We start from the raw sequence: 14,773 nt of genomic DNA, 5'->3' as shown, positions 1-14,773 counted from the left end.
GCCTGCTCACGCCCCGCGGGGCGCGGCAGCGGGACGCGCCGGTCGTCCGGCCCGTCACCGGGTCCTGCGTCAGCGGTCGCGTCGACAGCTCATCGGGGGACTCCCATCTCTGGGGTCCGTCGGCACGACGGACCCGCGCTTGCCGTCCGTCACCGTGACGGAGCAGCCGGGTCATCACCCGGGGCACCCCACCGCGAGTGGAGGGTTGCCGGCCAGCGAGCCGGGGCTTGACGCTGGCGCTCATGACCTGGGCCGAAGGTACCCCAGACCACCGCCGCGGATCCACGCTCTGGACGCCGCCGTCTCACATGGTGGACCTCACGTCGACCGCCGAGGCCCACCGGGGCACCACGCCCGTCCGCAGCGCCTCGTCGACCAGGACCGCCAGCGGGTACCCGGCGTCCACCTCCAGGGCCCGCTCGCAGGCGACCGCCGCCAGCGGGCCGTCACCACGGGTCCAGTGGTGCACGGCCAGCATGGTGGCGACGGGCGCGGCGAGCGCGTCCGGCGCGAGCGTGCAGAGCCGGGTCAGCAGACCTCCGACGGCGGCGACGCCGTCCGGCGTGCCGACGAGGCGACTCGCCGGCGACTCCTCGCCCGCGCGGTCCACCGGCACCATGCGCCCGCCGAGGCGACGCAGGGCCGCTGCGGCCTCGTCCACCGCGTGGTCGGCGTCCGAGTCGTCGACGTCGTCGAGGTCGTCCACGTCTGCGTCGCCCACCGCGGCGCGCCAGCCGCTCCAGCGGTCGAGCAGGACGTCGCGCACGTCGCGGTCCCCCAGCCCGACGAGCAGCCGCCCGACGTCGGCGAGCTCGGGGGGTTCGGAGCGGTTCGCCTGCCCGACGACCATCTCGTCGAACAGCCGCACGGTCGCAGCCTGCCGCGCTGCAGCCCCGCGGCCGCGACGGGCCGCCCAGTCGTGGAGCGCATCGGCCCGGGCACGGTCGGCGGCCACCTGCACGGCTGCGGCGGTCAGCGGCGACCCGGGCCGCAGCGCGGCGAGGGCGGCCGCCCGGTCGGGAGCCGGTGCGCGGCCCTGCAGCACGAAGTGCAGCACGAGCTCGCTGTGCCGGTGGTCCGACAGGTCGTGGCGGCGGGCGGGGCGCAGGCCGTCGGCTGCGGTGTCGGCCAGTGGGTCCGTCCAGGCGGCGCCGTCGTGGACGTAGAACGTCCAGACCGGCACCGGGTGCAGCGCCGCGACGACCGCGTCGCGCTCGGCGCTGCGTGGCGGTCTGGCTCCCACTGCCCGCGGCCGGTCGTCGTGGACGACGACCACCACCGCGGCGGGGCGTGCTGCGACCACTGCCTCCGTCACCGCCGCCGCCCAGGACCGCACCCGCGTCGTCCCCGTGCCGGTCGGCGGCAGGTCGGCGCGGGCCATCAGCCCGAGCGTCGGCGCCCCGCGCGTGAGCGACAGCAGCACCACGCTGCGTCGGGGCTCGTACCCCAGCAGGTGCGGGAGGGCGGCGACCAGCTCGACCGGGTGGCGCACCGTGGCCGCCGGCACCTCGGCCGCCCGGTCGGCCGCTGTCCGACGCGGGTCCGTGGCCCCGGTCGAGGAGCGCGAATCGGTCGGGTCGGTCGGGTCGGTCGGGTCGGTCGGGTGGGCGGGGTCGGTGGTGGGTCGGTCGTCGCGTCGTCCAGGCATGCGGCGAGCGTCGACGCCGGCCGGTCACGACGCCTGCGTCCGACGACCGCTGTGGACCGTCGCCGGCGTCCACAGGCCGCGCCTGTGGACGGGCGACGGCCGTCCACCGTCAGCGCACGACCTGCCCGGGCACGACGTCGGGTCGGCCAGCCTCGGACGCGTGCCGCTCCCCACGTCGACGCCAGCGCCCGAACCGGCGGCGTCCGCTCTCGTCCTCGCCCGCGCGCTCCCACCGCAGGAAGGCGTCGGTCTCGCCCAGCAGGCGGGCAGCCAACCAGCTGAGCACGAACGCGTCGTCCCCGAGCCCCAGCAGGCCCAGCGGCACCTCGGGCACGAGGTCGATCGGCGACAGCACGTAGCCGGCGGCGAGCGCCAGCCCGATCAGCCGCGTGCCGGTCGTGCCGGTGTACTCGCCGCTGTGCACGGCGCGCACCAGCCGGGGCACGGCACGCACGCGATCGGGCAGACCGGGCTCACCGGGGCGCAGCGATCCCCGCAGCAGCCGCCACAGGGTCGACCAGGCCGTGCCGGACGTCTGTCGCGATCGTGCAGCCATCGTCACCCTCCGTCGGTCGGTCGCGCGGTCGGCGGCCTCGTCGTGTCAGACGGCGAACCCGACCGGTCGGTTCCCGCACGTCGTGGCGCGTCGCGGCGCCGTGGTTCAGGACCCGGCCACGAGTCGCAGGGGGAACTCGCGTCGGGCGTGGTCGGTGATCTGCTTCAGGAGGTAGCCGTCCACCCCGGCACCCACGACCCCGCCGACGAACGGCACGCCCCGGCCGAGGCGCGACAGCGCAGAGCGGCCGGCGCGGCCGACCAGGCGGAAGCCGATGCCCTTGTTCAGGGCCATGAGCACGGGCCCCGGCAGCCGCCGGGTCGCGAGCCCGGCCAGCCCGCCCGTCGTCGACATCCCCGCCTTGCGCAGGAGGTCGTTCGCGTCGGCCCCGACCAGCGTGAGGACGACTGCGGTGCGCACGCCCTGGTCTCGCAGGTCGTAGCCGCGCAGGGCGGCCACGGCCGCGACCGCCCGGGTGGCCACCGCGTAGAAGCCGACGACGTTCGCGGGGACGGCGACGGGCATGGTCACGAAGCCGCCGAGGCTGGTGACGAAGCCTCCCGCGGCAGCGGCCTTCAGGTGCGAGCGCACCACCGCGTCGACGGCCCGCTCGACGTCGTGGTGCTCCGCCATCGCCGCGTCGGCGACGGCCTGGGCGGACGGGAACGGGCCGCGTCCGTCGATGCCGACGTCGAGCAGGCGCTCGACGAGCCGGGCCGCCCCGGCGGTGCCCCTGCCGCCGCGAGCGGGTGGGGTGGTCCCCGGCGCGCTGCCGCCGCCCGGCACCGCCACGTCGGCCGGTCGGTCGCCGTTCCCGGGGTCCTGCTGCGTCGCGTCGTCCACGGGCTGATCATGCCCGAGCCGGCCGCGACCCACCCGGGGAAGACCTGCCACCATCCCCGGGTTGGCACCGGCAGACCCAGACGAGGAGCCCCACGTGACCCTGCCGCAGGACACCGACCCGAAGCTCGCCGAGTACGCCCACCCGGAGCGGCTCGTGACGACGCAGTGGCTCGCCGACCACCTCGGCGACGACGGCCTGGTCGTCGTCGAGTCCGACGAGGACGTGCTCCTCTACGACACGGGCCACGTGCCGGGGGCCGTGAAGGTCGACTGGCACGTCGACCTCAACGACCCGGTGACGCGCGACTACGTCGACGGCGAGCGCTTCGCCCAGGTCATGGGCGAGCGCGGCATCGGTCGCGACACGACCGTCGTCGTCTACGGCGACAAGAACAACTGGTGGGCGGCGTACGCCCTGTGGGTGTTCAGCCTGTTCGGGCACGAGGACGTCCGGCTGCTCGACGGTGGTCGCGCGAAGTGGGTCGCCGAGGAGCGCGAGACCACCCGCGAGACGCCGACGCCGACGCCGGTCGAGTACCCCGTGGTCGAGCGCGACGACTCGGCGATCCGTGCCTTCAAGGACGACGTGCTGGCTCACCTGGGCGGCCGGCTGGTCGACGTGCGCTCCCCCGGCGAGTTCAGCGGGGAGCTGCTGCACATGCCGGACTACCCGCAGGAGGGCGCGATGCGCGGTGGGCACGTGCCCGGCGCCAGCAGCGTGCCGTGGGCCCGGGCGGCGGCCGAGGACGGCACCTTCAGGGGCCGCTCGGAGCTGGAGGCCATCTACCAGGGCGAGAAGGGTCTCGGGCCGTCCGACGACGTGATCGCCTACTGCCGCATCGGCGAGCGCTCGTCGCACACCTGGTTCGTGCTGACGCACCTGCTCGGCTTCGAGCGCGTGCGCAACTACGACGGCTCGTGGACGGAGTGGGGCAACTCGGTGCGCGTGCCCATCGAGACCGGGCCCGAGCGGTGACGACGCCGACCGACGCGGACGCCGCGCTGCCGGAGGCGCTGGCCGAGCTGGCGGACGACTTCACCTCCGTCACCGCGCGCGACCGCCTGCAGCTGCTGCTCGAGCTGAGCGACGAGCTGCCCGAGCTGCCGCCGCGGTACGCGCTGCACGTCGAGGCGATGGAGCAGGTCGACGAGTGCCAGTCGCCGCTGTTCCTCGCGACGGAGGTCGACGGGGGCACGGTGCACCTGTTCTTCAGCGCCCCGCCCGAGTCCCCCACCACCCGCGGGTTCGCCGGGATCCTGCACACCGGGCTCGACGGGCTGCCCGTCGCCGACGTGCTGGCGGTGCCGGACGACGCCCCGTACCGCTTCGGGCTGGCCGAGGCGGTCAGCCCGCTGCGGCTGCGCGGCATGGTGGCGATGCTGTCGAGGATCAAGCGGCAGGTGCGCGCCCACGCGGCCTGATCCGCGGATGTCGGTGGGCTGGCCCAGGATGGGCGACGTGACGGCGACGACGACGGGGCCCGCGGGGGCGACCGGGCCCGGGAGCGACATGGCGCCCGTCGCTCCGGGAGCCCTCGTCGACGCCCTGCGAGCGGCTGGCGTGCAGCGCGGCGACCCGGTGGCCCTCGCCGTCGCGGCGCCCGTCGGCGCCGGGCTCTGGGCGGCCGCTCGCGCGTGGACGGTCGCCGGCGACGACCTGGCGGCCACCGTGGCGGTGCTGGCCGAGCTCGAGGACGCGCTGCGGCCCCGGTGGGTCTGGTGGTCGGCGCGGCAGACCGCCACGTCGCTCGTGCTGCACGGGCTGCGCCCTGCCACCTGCTGGGACGTCGCGGCGGTGCACCGGCTGCTGCACGGCGGCAGCGACGACGCGCCGCCGCTCGCGTGGGCGGTCGCTCGCGGGCTCGACCCGGCGGGGGCACCGCAGACCGGGCAGCTCGACCTGCTGGCGCCGTACGACGATCCCGGTCCCGGCGACACCACCCCCGCTGCTGCGGCAGCGTCGCACCTGCCGGTCGACACCCGCGGCTACCTGCGCGCCGAGTGGGTCGAGGGCGGGTGGGGCGCCGACGCCGGGCGGCTGGCGTCCTGGGCCGCCGCGGCGGACGCCGCCCGGGCCGCGCAGGTGCAGACTCTCGAGCACGAGCCCGACGATGCCCCTCGCCGGACGGCCACGGCGCACGCCGAGTCGGCGGCGGACCTGCTCTGCGTCGAGCTGACTGCAGACGGCCTGCCGATCGACGTGCCCACCGCGCTCCGGCTCGTCGCGGACGCCGCCGGGCCCCGGCCCCGCGACGCGGCGCACGGGGGCGTCGTCCGGCGCGAGCGCGACGACGTCGTCCGGCGTCTGCTGCCGGCGGCCCACCGCGACGTCGACCTGCGCAACCCGGCGTCCGTCCGCACGGCGCTCGCCGCGGCGGGGTTCGACCTGCCCGACACCCGCTCCTGGCGCCTCGAACCCTGGCGCGGCCAGCCGGTGGTGGACGCCCTGCTGGCCTGGCGCAAGGCCGAGCGCATCGCCACCACGTACGGCTACGGCTGGCTCGAGCGGCACGTCGGCGACGACGGGAGGTTGCGCGGTGCCTGGACGGGCAGCGACGGCGCGGCCGGCCGGATGACCGCGCAGGCCGGGCTGCACAACCTGCCCGCCGAGCTGCGACCCGCCGTGGCGGCCGAGCCGGGTCACGTGCTGGTGCGCGCCGACCTGGGGCAGGTCGAGCCGCGGGTGCTGGCCGCCGTGTCGGCCGACCCGGCGTTCGTCGCGGCCGCGGCCGACGACGACCTCTACGCACCGGTCGCGGCACGGCTCGGCGTCGAGCGGCCGGTCGCCAAGGTGGCCGTCCTGGCGGCGATGTACGGGCAGACGTCCGGGACGGCCGGCCAGGCCCTCGCGGGCATGGACCGGGCGTACCCGGTGGCCATGCGGTTCCTGCTCGACGCCGACGAGCCCGCCGGCGCTGGCCAGGCGGTGCGCACCTGGGGCGGCCGCCGGGTGCCGATGTGGTCGGGGCCGCCGAGCCTCGACGACGCCGAGCGCCGCCGGCTGGAGGGCCGGCGCGGCCGGTTCGCCCGCAACGCCGTCGTGCAGGGCGCCGCGGCCGAGCTGTTCAAGGCGTGGGCGGTCACCGTGCGCGCGCGGGCCCGGCCGCTGGGCGCGCGCGTGGTGCTGTGCCTGCACGACGAGCTGCTCGTGCACGCTCCGGAGCAGGTCGCGCCCGAGGTCGCCGCCCTGCTGCACCGCTGTCTCGACGAGGTGGCCGCCGGGTGGGCGGGCGGCGGGCGGGTGCGCTTCGTCGCCGACGTGAAGGTCGTGCGGCGCTGGTCCGAGGCGAAGGACTGAGCGGTGCCCGACGACCTGGAGGTGACCGGCCGGCTGACGGTGCCCGCCGGCGAGCTGGTCTGGCGGTTCTCGCGCGCGTCCGGCCCGGGCGGCCAGGGCGTGAACACGACCGACTCGCGCGTGGCGGTGTCGTTCGACGTCGCGCGGTCGCCGGCGCTGGGCGAAACGGACCGCGCGCGGCTGCTCGCCCGGCTCTGCGGCCGGCTGGTCGACGGTGTGCTCACGGTCGTCGCGGCCGAGCACCGGTCGCAGCTGCGCAACCGGGAGGCGGCGCGCGCGCGGCTCGCCCAGCTGCTGCGGGACGGCACGGCACCGCCACCGGCGGCCCGGCGTCCGACGAAGGCGACGCGCGGCTCGCAGCGCCGACGGCTGGACGCGAAGACCCGCCAGGGGCAGACGAAGCGCCTGCGCCGGCCGCCCACCGAGTGACCGGGTCGACGCCACGGGCCGGGCACGCGATGATCGGGCGCCCGGGGAACGCCGACACGCGGAGGACGAACCAGTGAGCCAGCACGCGGCACGAGCCCGGGACGCCGCCCGGCAGGCGGGCGACGACGACCGCCTCGAGACGGTGGCGCGCATCGGGTACGCCACGAACGGCGTGGTGCACCTGCTGCTCGCCTGGATCGCGGTGCAGGTCGCCTGGACCGGTGGCGGGGAGGACGCCGACCAGTCCGGGGCCATGGCCCTGCTGGCGAAGAACGCCTTCGGCAAGGGCCTGCTGTGGCTGTGCGTCCTGGGGTTCGCCGGTCTGGCTGTCTGGCAGGTCACCGAGGCCGTGCGCGGCGGGTCGGGGCAGGGGTCGGACCAGGCGAAGGCCCGGGCGAAGGCGGCCGGCAAGGCGGTCGTGTACGCCGCGCTCGGCGTCTCGGCGGCGCGCTTCGCCGTCGGCTCCGGCTCGTCGTCGAAGCAGCAGTCGACCTCGCTGACCGGTCGGCTGCTGGAGGCACCGGGTGGGCAGGTGCTGGTGGCCCTGGTGGGCCTCGGGGTGCTCGCCGTCGGCGCGTACCACGTGGTCAAGGGCGTGCGGAAGAAGTTCCTCGACGACCTGCGCGGCCACCCCGGCCGCACCGTCGAGCGGCTGGCGGTCGCCGGCTACGTCGCCAAGGGCGTGGCGCTCGGGGTGCTGGGCGTGCTCTTCGTGGTCGCCGCCGTGCAGCACGACCCGAAGGAGGCCGGGGGCCTCGACGCCGCCCTGAAGACCCTCCGCGAGCAGCCGTCGGGACCGGTGCTGCTGACGCTCGTGGGGCTCGGCATCGCGGCGTACGGCCTGTACTCCTTCGCCCGCTCGCGGTACGCCCGGCTCTGAGCCGGCCGTCGTCCACAGGCCCGCAGGCGCGGTCGGCGGTTGTCGGACGGACCCCGTAGCGTCGTCGTCATGCCAGCCACCCCGTCGCCGTCCGGCACCTCGACCGACCCCGAGCTCGACGCCCGCGCGCTCGCGGTGCTGCACCGGCTCGTCGGGCGCGACGACGTGGGCTTCCGCGAGGGGCAGCTCGACGCCGTGCGCGCGCTCGTCGCCGACCGGGCGCGGGTGCTCGTCGTGCAGCGCACCGGGTGGGGCAAGTCGGCCGTCTATTTCGTGGCCACCGCCCTGCGGCGCGCCGAGGGAGCCGGTCCGACGCTGATCGTCTCGCCGCTGCTCGCGCTGATGCGCGACCAGGTCGCGGCAGCGGCGCGGGCCGGCGTGCGCGCGGTCACGATGAACTCCGCGAACGCCGACGAGTGGGGTCAGGTCGCGGCGGCCCTGGCGGCCGACGAGGTCGACGTGCTGCTGGTCAGCCCCGAGCGGCTGAACAACCCGCGCTTCCGTGCCGAGCAGCTGCCGCAGCTGGCGGCCCGGTGCGGGGTGCTGGTCGTCGACGAGGCGCACTGCGTGAGCGACTGGGGCCACGACTTCCGCCCGGACTACCGCCGCATCCGCGACCTGCTGGTCGAGCTGCCCACGGGCACACCGGTGCTCGCCACCACTGCCACGGCGAACGCGCGCGTCGTCGAGGACGTCGCCGAGCAGCTCGGCGCGGGCGGCCACGACGTGCGCACCCTGCGCGGCCCGCTCGCGCGCGACAGCCTCCGGTTGGGGGTGCTGCGGCTCCCGACCGCCGAGCAGCGGGTGGCCTGGCTGGTCGCGCACCTGGGCAGCCTCGAGGGCAGCGGCATCGTCTACGCGCTCACCGTGTCGGCCGCCGAGGACCTCGCGGCGGTGCTGCGCGACGCCGGCCACGACGTGCGCGCCTACACCGGCCGCACCGACCCGGCCGACCGGCAGGAGCTCGAGGAGGCCCTGCGCGACAACCGGGTGAAGGCGCTGATCGCCACCAGCGCGCTGGGCATGGGCTTCGACAAGCCCGACCTCGGCTTCGTCGTGCACGTCGGCGCCCCCTCGTCGCCGATCGCGTACTACCAGCAGGTCGGGCGGGCCGGCCGCGCCACCGAGCGCGCCGACGTGCTGCTGCTGCCCGGTCACGAGGACCGCGACATCTGGCGCTACTTCGCCAGCGCGTCGATGCCGCGGCAAGAGCAGGCCGACGCGGTGCTCGCCGCGCTCGCCGGCGCCCCGAAGCCGCTGTCGACCGCACGCCTCGAGACCGTCGTCGACGTGCGCCGCACGCGGCTCGAGCTGCTGCTGAAGGTGCTCGACGTCGACGGCGCCGTCCAGCGCGCGACCGGCGGCTGGACGTCGACGGGGGCCCCGTGGTCGTACGACGCCGAGCGGTACGACCGGGTCAGCGCGGCCCGCGAGCGCGAGCAGCAGCTCATGGTGGGGTACGAGGCCACCGAGGGCTGTCGCATGGCCTACCTGCAGCAGGCGCTGGACGACGACACCGCGCAGCCGTGCGGTCGCTGCGACCGGTGCGCCGGTGCCTGGTACCCGGGCGACGTGCCGCAGGACGCGCAGGACCGGGCCGGTGCGCGGCTGCGCCGGGCCGGCACCGAGATCGACCCTCGCGCGCAGTGGCCGAGCGGCATGCCGCGGCTGGGCGTCGAGATGAGCGGCCGCATCGACGCCGAGGAGCGCGCCGAGCCCGGACGGGCGCTGGCCCGCCTGAGCGACCTCGGCTGGGGGTCGCGGCTCGCGGCGCTGCTCGGCGGTGACGACGCGCCGGTCGACGACTCGCTCGTGGAGGCGTGCGTCGGTGTGCTGCGGGACTGGGGCTGGGCCCGCCGACCGGTGGCCGTCGTGCAGGTGCCGTCCCGCCGGCGGCCGCAGCTGGTCGGTTCGCTCGCCGAGCGCCTGGCGACCATCGGCCGGCTGCAGCTGCTGCCCCCGCTCGACCTGGTCGACGGCGGTCCCACCGGCGAGGCGGGCGGCAACAGCGCGTTCCGGCTGGCCGGCGTGTGGGGTCGGATCGTGGTCGGACCGTTGCTGGCCGACGCGCTTCGCACGGTGGACGGCCCGGTGCTGCTCGTCGACGACCTGGTCGACTCGCGCTGGACCCTCACCGTGGCCGCCCGCGAGCTGCGCCTGGCCGGCGCCGACGCCGTGCTGCCGCTGGTGCTCGCCAGCGCCGGGTAGGCGCCGGATAGGCGCCGGGCAGGTGCCAGGCAGGCGCCAACGGGCTCAGCGGGTCAGGTGCGGCTGCGACGGGCGCGGCGCTCGCGGGCGATCGCCTCGCGGATGGGCGGCACGACGACGCCCTGCCGGGCCAGCCGGGCGCGCACCTGCTTGCGCGCGTGCAGCAGGCCGACCACGCCGAGCCCCCAGACGACGTACTGGAACGACCAGGCGAGGCGGAAGGCGTCGAGCGAGTACGAGGCGGTGCGACCGCTGCCGCGGCCGGTGCCGGAGGCGTCGAGCACCACGCCGATCACGAGCATGGTCACCAGCGACGCCAGGAAGCCGCCGACGTTCACGATGCCCGTCGCGCTGCCGACGCGGCCGGCCGGATTGAACGTCCGCGCGTAGTCGAAGCCGATCATCGAACCCGGCCCGCCGGCTGCCGTCGCCACGACGGTCACGACCAGCAGCCACAGCGGGGCCCGGCCCGGCCACAGCAGCAGCACGGTCCACCAGAAGGCGGTCGTGCCGATGATGGCCAGCACGAGCCACGAGCGGCGCAGCGGGTGGCGGGCCACGAAGCGGCCGAAGAACGGCCCGGTGATCATCGCGACGACGACGAGCAGCGTCAGCAGGGTGCCCGCCTCCGCCGGCGTCCGCCCCTCCCCCGCCACCAGGAACGGGAACCCCCACAGCAGCGCGAAGACGGTCGCGGAGAACTGCGTCGCCATGTGGGTGAGGAAGCCGAGCCGCGTGCCGGGGTGCCGCAGGGCGGCGAGCAGCTGACGCCGGACCGCGCGACCGGACGGCGACCGCGGCGCCGGCCCTGCACCGGGCGGCCGCTCGCGCAGGCCGATGAGCACCAGGGCGCCGGCCAGCACACCCAGGGCCGCGGCCGACAGGTACGTCGTCGTCCACCCCGGGCCGTGCAGCAGCGCCACCAGCGGCACGGCGCTGAGGATCTGGCCCAGCTGACCCGTCATGCCGGTGAGCTGGGTGACCAGCGGCACGAGGCGGCCCGGGAACCAGGCGGTCACCACGCGCAGGACGCACACGAAGGTCATCGCGTCGCCGGCACCGACGAGCACGCGACCGGCGATCGCGAGCGTGAGCTCGTGCGACAGCCCCAGCACGGTCTGCCCGACCGCCATGGTGAACGCGCCGGCCGCGATGAGCGCCTTCGGCCCGACCCGGTCCATGAGCACCCCGACCGGCACCTGCAGCCCGGCGTAGACCAGCAGCTGCAGCACCGCGAACGTCGCCAGCACGCTGGCCGAGGCGTGGAACCTGTCGGCCGCGGCGATGCCCGCCACCCCCAGGGAGGTGCGCTGCAGCACCCCCACCAGGTAGGCGACCAGCGCCACGCCCCACACCAGCCAGGCACCGCGCGGCACCGGGGTCGGCGTGTGCGCGGCCTGCGGCCTGCGCACCACCCGACTCACCGGACGTCGGCCAGCGGGTGCACCGGACGCGCCGTCCCGGCCGGGGGTGGTGGGGCCGGTCGTGGGGGCGGAGCCGTCGCTCACGCCCCCATCGTCCCAGGTCTAGGCCTGGGCACGCGCCGCCTGGCGGGCCAGGTAGGTGGCCCGCTTGTCCTCGAACCGCGAGGCCTGCTGGTCGAGGCCCTGCAGCAGGCTGTCGAGCTCCTCGCGGGCCGCCTCACCGCGGCCGCTCAGGCCCTCGCGGTCCCAGACCTTCCACTTGCGCAGCACCGGCGCGAGCACCTCGTCGCGGTGGATGCGCAGGTCGTAGATGCCGTTCATGGCGATCTGCAGCGACCGGCGACCGAAGTCCTCGATCGTGTACCCGGGCATCTGGAAGGTCGACACGACGTCGCGCACGGCCTCGAGGGTCTGGTCGGGCGCGAGGTCGAAGGCCGCGTCGAGCAGGTTGCGGTAGAAGACCATGTGCAGGTTCTCGTCCTGCGCGATGCGGGCCAGCAGCTGCTCGCAGTAGGGGTCCTCGGTGAACCGGCCGGTGTTGCGGTGCGAGATGCGGGTCGCGAGCTCCTGGAAGGACACGTAGGCGACCGAGCGGAGCATCTCCTCGTGGCCCTGCTCGAAGCCGCCGGCCATGTGCTGCATGCGCTCGCGCTCGAGCTGCACCGGGTCGACGGCGCGCGTCACGAGCAGGTAGTCGCGCAGTGCGATGCCGTGCCGGCCCTCCTCCGCCGTCCAGCGATCGACCCAGGTGCCCCAGGCGCCGTCGCGGGTGAAGGTGTTGGAGATCTCGCGGTGGTAGCTGGGCAGGTTGTCCTCGGTCAGCAGGTTCACCACGAGGGCGGTGCGCGCGACCGGTGACACGTGCGACTGCGAGACGTCCCAGGCGACGCCCTCCATGACGCCGTCGTAGTCCCGCCCCTGGCTCCACGGCACGTACTCGTGGGGGAACCACTCCTTGGCGGCCTTGAGGTGGCGCTCGAGCTCGCGCTCGACCACCGGCTCCAGCTCCTGCAGCAGCTGCAGCTGCGTCAGCTCCTGTGGCACGGTCTCCACCTTACGGTTGCGTAGGTTACGGGTGCGTCTGCAGCATCCCGCAGATCCTGGGCGGCGCCAACCGCTGCGCGTGTCGGCTGGAGCGAAACCCCTGCGACGCGACGTCGAGCCGCTCGGTACCGTCGTGGCCCGTGAGCGCCACCATCGTCACCCGCGACCTGGCAGCCGGCTTCGGGGCGAGGTCGCTGTTCGAGGGCCTCGACCTGGTCGTGGCCCCCGGCGACGTCGTGGGCCTGCTCGGCCCGAACGGCGCCGGCAAGTCGACGCTGCTGCGGCTGCTGGCCGGCCTCGACGAGCCCGAGCAGGGCAGCGTCGTCCGCAGCCCCGCGCACGCGTCGGTGGGCCACCTGCCGCAGGAGCCCGAGCGACGGGCCGGCGAGGACGTCGCCGGCTTCCTGGCCCGGCGCACCGGCGTGGCCGCCGCCACCGCCCGCATGGACGCCGCGACCGCGGCCCTCGAGCAGGGCGCGCCGGGGTCGGACGACGAGTACGCAGCCGCCCTGCAGGCGTGGCTCGACCTCGGTGGCGCCGACCTCGACGAGCGCGCCGTGCAGGTGGTCGCCGATCTCGGGCTCGACGCCGCGCTGAGCGCCGAGATGACGACGCTGTCGGGTGGGCAGGCCGCGCGGGCGGGCCTGGCCTCGCTGCTGCTGTCGCGCTACGACCTGTTCCTGCTCGACGAGCCGACGAACGACCTCGACCTGGCCGGCCTCGACCGCCTCGAGCGCTTCGTGCGCGAGCAGCGCGCCGGCGTGGTCGTCGTCAGCCACGACCGCGAGTTCCTCGCGCGCACCGTCACGACCGTGGTCGAGCTCGACCTGGCGCAGCACCTGGTGCGCGTGTTCGGCGGCGGCTACGAGGACTTCCTGCGCGAGCGGGAGGTCGCCCGGCGGCACGCCCGCGAGGAGTTCGAGCAGTACGACGAGCGGCGCAGCGACCTGCAGGCGCGGGCCCGGATGCAGCGCGGCTGGGCCGACAAGGGCGCCAAGCAGGCCTTCCGCAAGGCCAAGGACAACGACAAGAACGTGATCCACCACGCCCGGGAGACCGCCGAGAAGCAGGCCACGAAGGCACGGCAGACCGACCGGATGCTCGAGCGGCTGGAGGTGGTCGAGGAGCCGCGCAAGGAGTGGGAGCTGCAGATGGAGATCGCCCGGGCGCCGCGCGCCGGGGCGGTGGTCTCGACGCTGCGCGACGTCGTGGTGCGCCGCGGCGACTTCGTGCTCGGACCGGTGAGCCTGCAGGTCGACTGGGGCGACCGCGTGGTCGTCACCGGCGCCAACGGCTCGGGCAAGACGACGCTGCTGGAGGTGCTGCTCGGCCGGCTGGCACCCGACGAGGGCCAGGTGCACCTCGGGCCGAGCGTCGTCGTGGGCGAGGTCGACCAGCGCCGGTCGCCGTTCGTGGCCGAGCAGCCGCTGATGCAGCTGTTCTCGGCGCACGTGCCGGACCGGCCGACCGCCGAGGTGCGCACGCTGCTCGCCAAGTTCGGCCTCGGGGCCGAGCACGTGCTGCGGGCGGCGAGCACCCTGTCACCCGGCGAACGCACCCGGGCCGGGCTGGCGCTGCTGCAGGCCGAGGGGGTCAACCTGCTCGTGCTCGACGAGCCGACCAACCACCTCGACCTGCCGGCGATCCTGCAGCTCGAGCAGGCCGTCGAGTCCTACGACGGCACGCTCGTGCTGGTCACGCACGACCGGCGGATGCTCGACACGGTGCGGGCGACCCGGCGGTGGCACGTGGACGCGGGCCGGGTCGACGAGCTCGACCCGGCCCGCGCCGTGGACGTCAGCGGGGGGCGGGGCCGCCCGGCGTCGGGGTAGCACCGGGGCCACCGGTGCCGCCGGAGCCCCCACCGCGGCGCTTGGCGATCTCGGCCTGCACCTTCGCCCGGCCCTGCTCGATGCGTGCCCGGTTCTTCGGGTCGTTCGCCACCTCCTTGGCCTTGACGGCGGCCTTGTTCACCATCTGCTGGGTGCGGGGGTCGCGGGCCAGCTTGGCGACTCGGTCGAACAGCGATGCCATCGGCGGTGCTCCTTGCGTGGTCGGTGGTCGCGGTGTCGTGCGGTGAACGATCCTCACCCGCGAAGGGTGCCCGCGCACGCCAGGACGGCGGACCCGAGCGCCGCGTCGTGCTGCGCCGGCAGCGAGCGCAGGTCGAGCAGCAGGGCGCCGCGCTCGACCCGGCCCACCACGGGTGGGGTGCCCAGCCGCAGCGGCGCGGCCAGCTCCGCGGGCAGCTGCAGGGCGACGCTGTCGAGCTCCTGACCCGGGGCTCCGCCACCGCCGACGGTCGCCGCGGACGGCACGACCAGCACCGCGACGCCCAGGGCGGCGAGCGGACCGGTCAGCCGGCGCAGCAGCACCTCGGCCCGGGCGTGCAGCGCGTCGAGCGGCGTCGCGGCCGCCACGGCCAGGCCGAGCACGACCCGCT

13 protein-coding genes, 1 pseudogene and 1 riboswitch are annotated in these 14,773 nt (G+C 75.9%); of the genes and pseudogenes, 7 read left to right on the top strand and 7 right to left on the bottom strand.

What is annotated here, in order from left to right; genetic code table 11:
* Positions 1–130 precede the first annotated feature (130 nt).
* A riboswitch (SAM riboswitch) is annotated at positions 131–248 on the bottom strand.
* A 56-nt stretch (positions 249–304) separates the two neighbouring features.
* The 3 genes from ACYVI6_RS07370 to ACYVI6_RS07360 all read right to left on the bottom strand — a co-directional run bounded on the left by ACYVI6_RS07370 (position 305) and on the right by ACYVI6_RS07360 (position 3,047).
* Positions 305–1,648 (bottom strand): DUF4192 family protein, encoded by a 1,344-nt coding sequence (locus tag ACYVI6_RS07370; protein ID WP_460445750.1) that lies wholly within the window; start codon positions 1,646–1,648, stop codon positions 305–307.
* Positions 1,649–1,757: 109 nt separating this feature from the next.
* Positions 1,758–2,102: a YkvA family protein gene (locus tag ACYVI6_RS07365; protein ID WP_460445749.1), complete on the bottom strand. Its 345-nt coding sequence runs from the start codon at positions 2,100–2,102 to the stop codon at positions 1,758–1,760.
* 207 nt (positions 2,103–2,309) lie between these two features.
* A complete protein-coding gene (locus tag ACYVI6_RS07360; RefSeq protein WP_460445748.1) occupies positions 2,310–3,047 on the bottom strand; it encodes an EcsC family protein in 738 nt (245 codons plus the stop codon).
* A 94-nt stretch (positions 3,048–3,141) separates the two neighbouring features.
* On the opposite strand from ACYVI6_RS07360, the gene ACYVI6_RS07355 reads away from it, so the two are divergent.
* The 6 genes from ACYVI6_RS07355 to ACYVI6_RS07330 all read left to right on the top strand — a co-directional run bounded on the left by ACYVI6_RS07355 (position 3,142) and on the right by ACYVI6_RS07330 (position 9,862).
* Positions 3,142–4,023 (top strand): sulfurtransferase, encoded by an 882-nt coding sequence (locus ACYVI6_RS07355; RefSeq protein ID WP_460445747.1) that lies wholly within the window; start codon positions 3,142–3,144, stop codon positions 4,021–4,023.
* Positions 4,020–4,469, top strand: coding sequence for a SufE family protein (locus tag ACYVI6_RS07350; protein WP_460445746.1), 450 nt, complete (start codon positions 4,020–4,022; stop codon positions 4,467–4,469). The genes ACYVI6_RS07355 and ACYVI6_RS07350 overlap by 4 nt, the downstream gene beginning before the upstream one ends.
* A gap of 37 nt (positions 4,470–4,506) precedes the next feature.
* Entirely contained in the window at positions 4,507–6,345 is a 1,839-nt protein-coding gene (locus ACYVI6_RS07345) for a DNA polymerase (protein WP_460445745.1), read from the top strand.
* Between the two features lie 3 nt (positions 6,346–6,348).
* A complete protein-coding gene (arfB, locus tag ACYVI6_RS07340; RefSeq protein ID WP_460445744.1) occupies positions 6,349–6,774 on the top strand; it encodes an alternative ribosome rescue aminoacyl-tRNA hydrolase ArfB in 426 nt (141 codons plus the stop codon).
* A gap of 73 nt (positions 6,775–6,847) precedes the next feature.
* The gene (locus tag ACYVI6_RS07335) at positions 6,848–7,654 is read left to right on the top strand and encodes a DUF1206 domain-containing protein (protein WP_284290725.1); all 807 of its coding nucleotides are present in this window, start codon (positions 6,848–6,850) and stop codon (positions 7,652–7,654) included.
* Positions 7,655–7,723: 69 nt separating this feature from the next.
* A complete protein-coding gene (locus ACYVI6_RS07330; protein WP_460445743.1) occupies positions 7,724–9,862 on the top strand; it encodes a RecQ family ATP-dependent DNA helicase in 2,139 nt (712 codons plus the stop codon).
* 53 nt (positions 9,863–9,915) lie between these two features.
* On the opposite strand, the gene ACYVI6_RS07325 is transcribed toward ACYVI6_RS07330, so the two are convergent.
* Both ACYVI6_RS07325 and ACYVI6_RS07320 read right to left on the bottom strand, forming a co-directional pair.
* Positions 9,916–11,238: an MFS transporter gene (locus tag ACYVI6_RS07325; protein ID WP_460445771.1), complete on the bottom strand. Its 1,323-nt coding sequence runs from the start codon at positions 11,236–11,238 to the stop codon at positions 9,916–9,918.
* A 150-nt stretch (positions 11,239–11,388) separates the two neighbouring features.
* Positions 11,389–12,330, bottom strand: a complete 942-nt coding sequence (locus ACYVI6_RS07320; RefSeq protein ID WP_460445742.1) for an acyl-ACP desaturase — start codon at positions 12,328–12,330, stop codon at positions 11,389–11,391.
* A 140-nt stretch (positions 12,331–12,470) separates the two neighbouring features.
* Here ACYVI6_RS07320 and ACYVI6_RS07315 point away from each other — a divergent pair, with 140 nt between their 5' ends.
* On the top strand, positions 12,471–14,162 hold the full coding sequence (locus tag ACYVI6_RS07315) for an ABC-F family ATP-binding cassette domain-containing protein (protein ID WP_460445741.1): 1,692 nt from the start codon (positions 12,471–12,473) through the stop codon (positions 14,160–14,162).
* On the opposite strand, the gene ACYVI6_RS07310 is transcribed toward ACYVI6_RS07315, so the two are convergent.
* Positions 14,128–14,364 (bottom strand): hypothetical protein, encoded by a 237-nt coding sequence (locus ACYVI6_RS07310; protein WP_460445740.1) that lies wholly within the window; start codon positions 14,362–14,364, stop codon positions 14,128–14,130. The two genes, ACYVI6_RS07315 and ACYVI6_RS07310, sit on opposite strands and share 35 nt — an antisense overlap.
* Before the next feature lie 53 nt (positions 14,365–14,417).
* A pseudogene (locus ACYVI6_RS07305) lies at positions 14,418–14,773 on the bottom strand (L-seryl-tRNA(Sec) selenium transferase); the annotation flags it as partial.

The sequence above is a fragment of the Angustibacter aerolatus genome (assembly GCF_054776675.1).
This window is presented reverse-complemented; position numbering and strand designations above follow the sequence as displayed.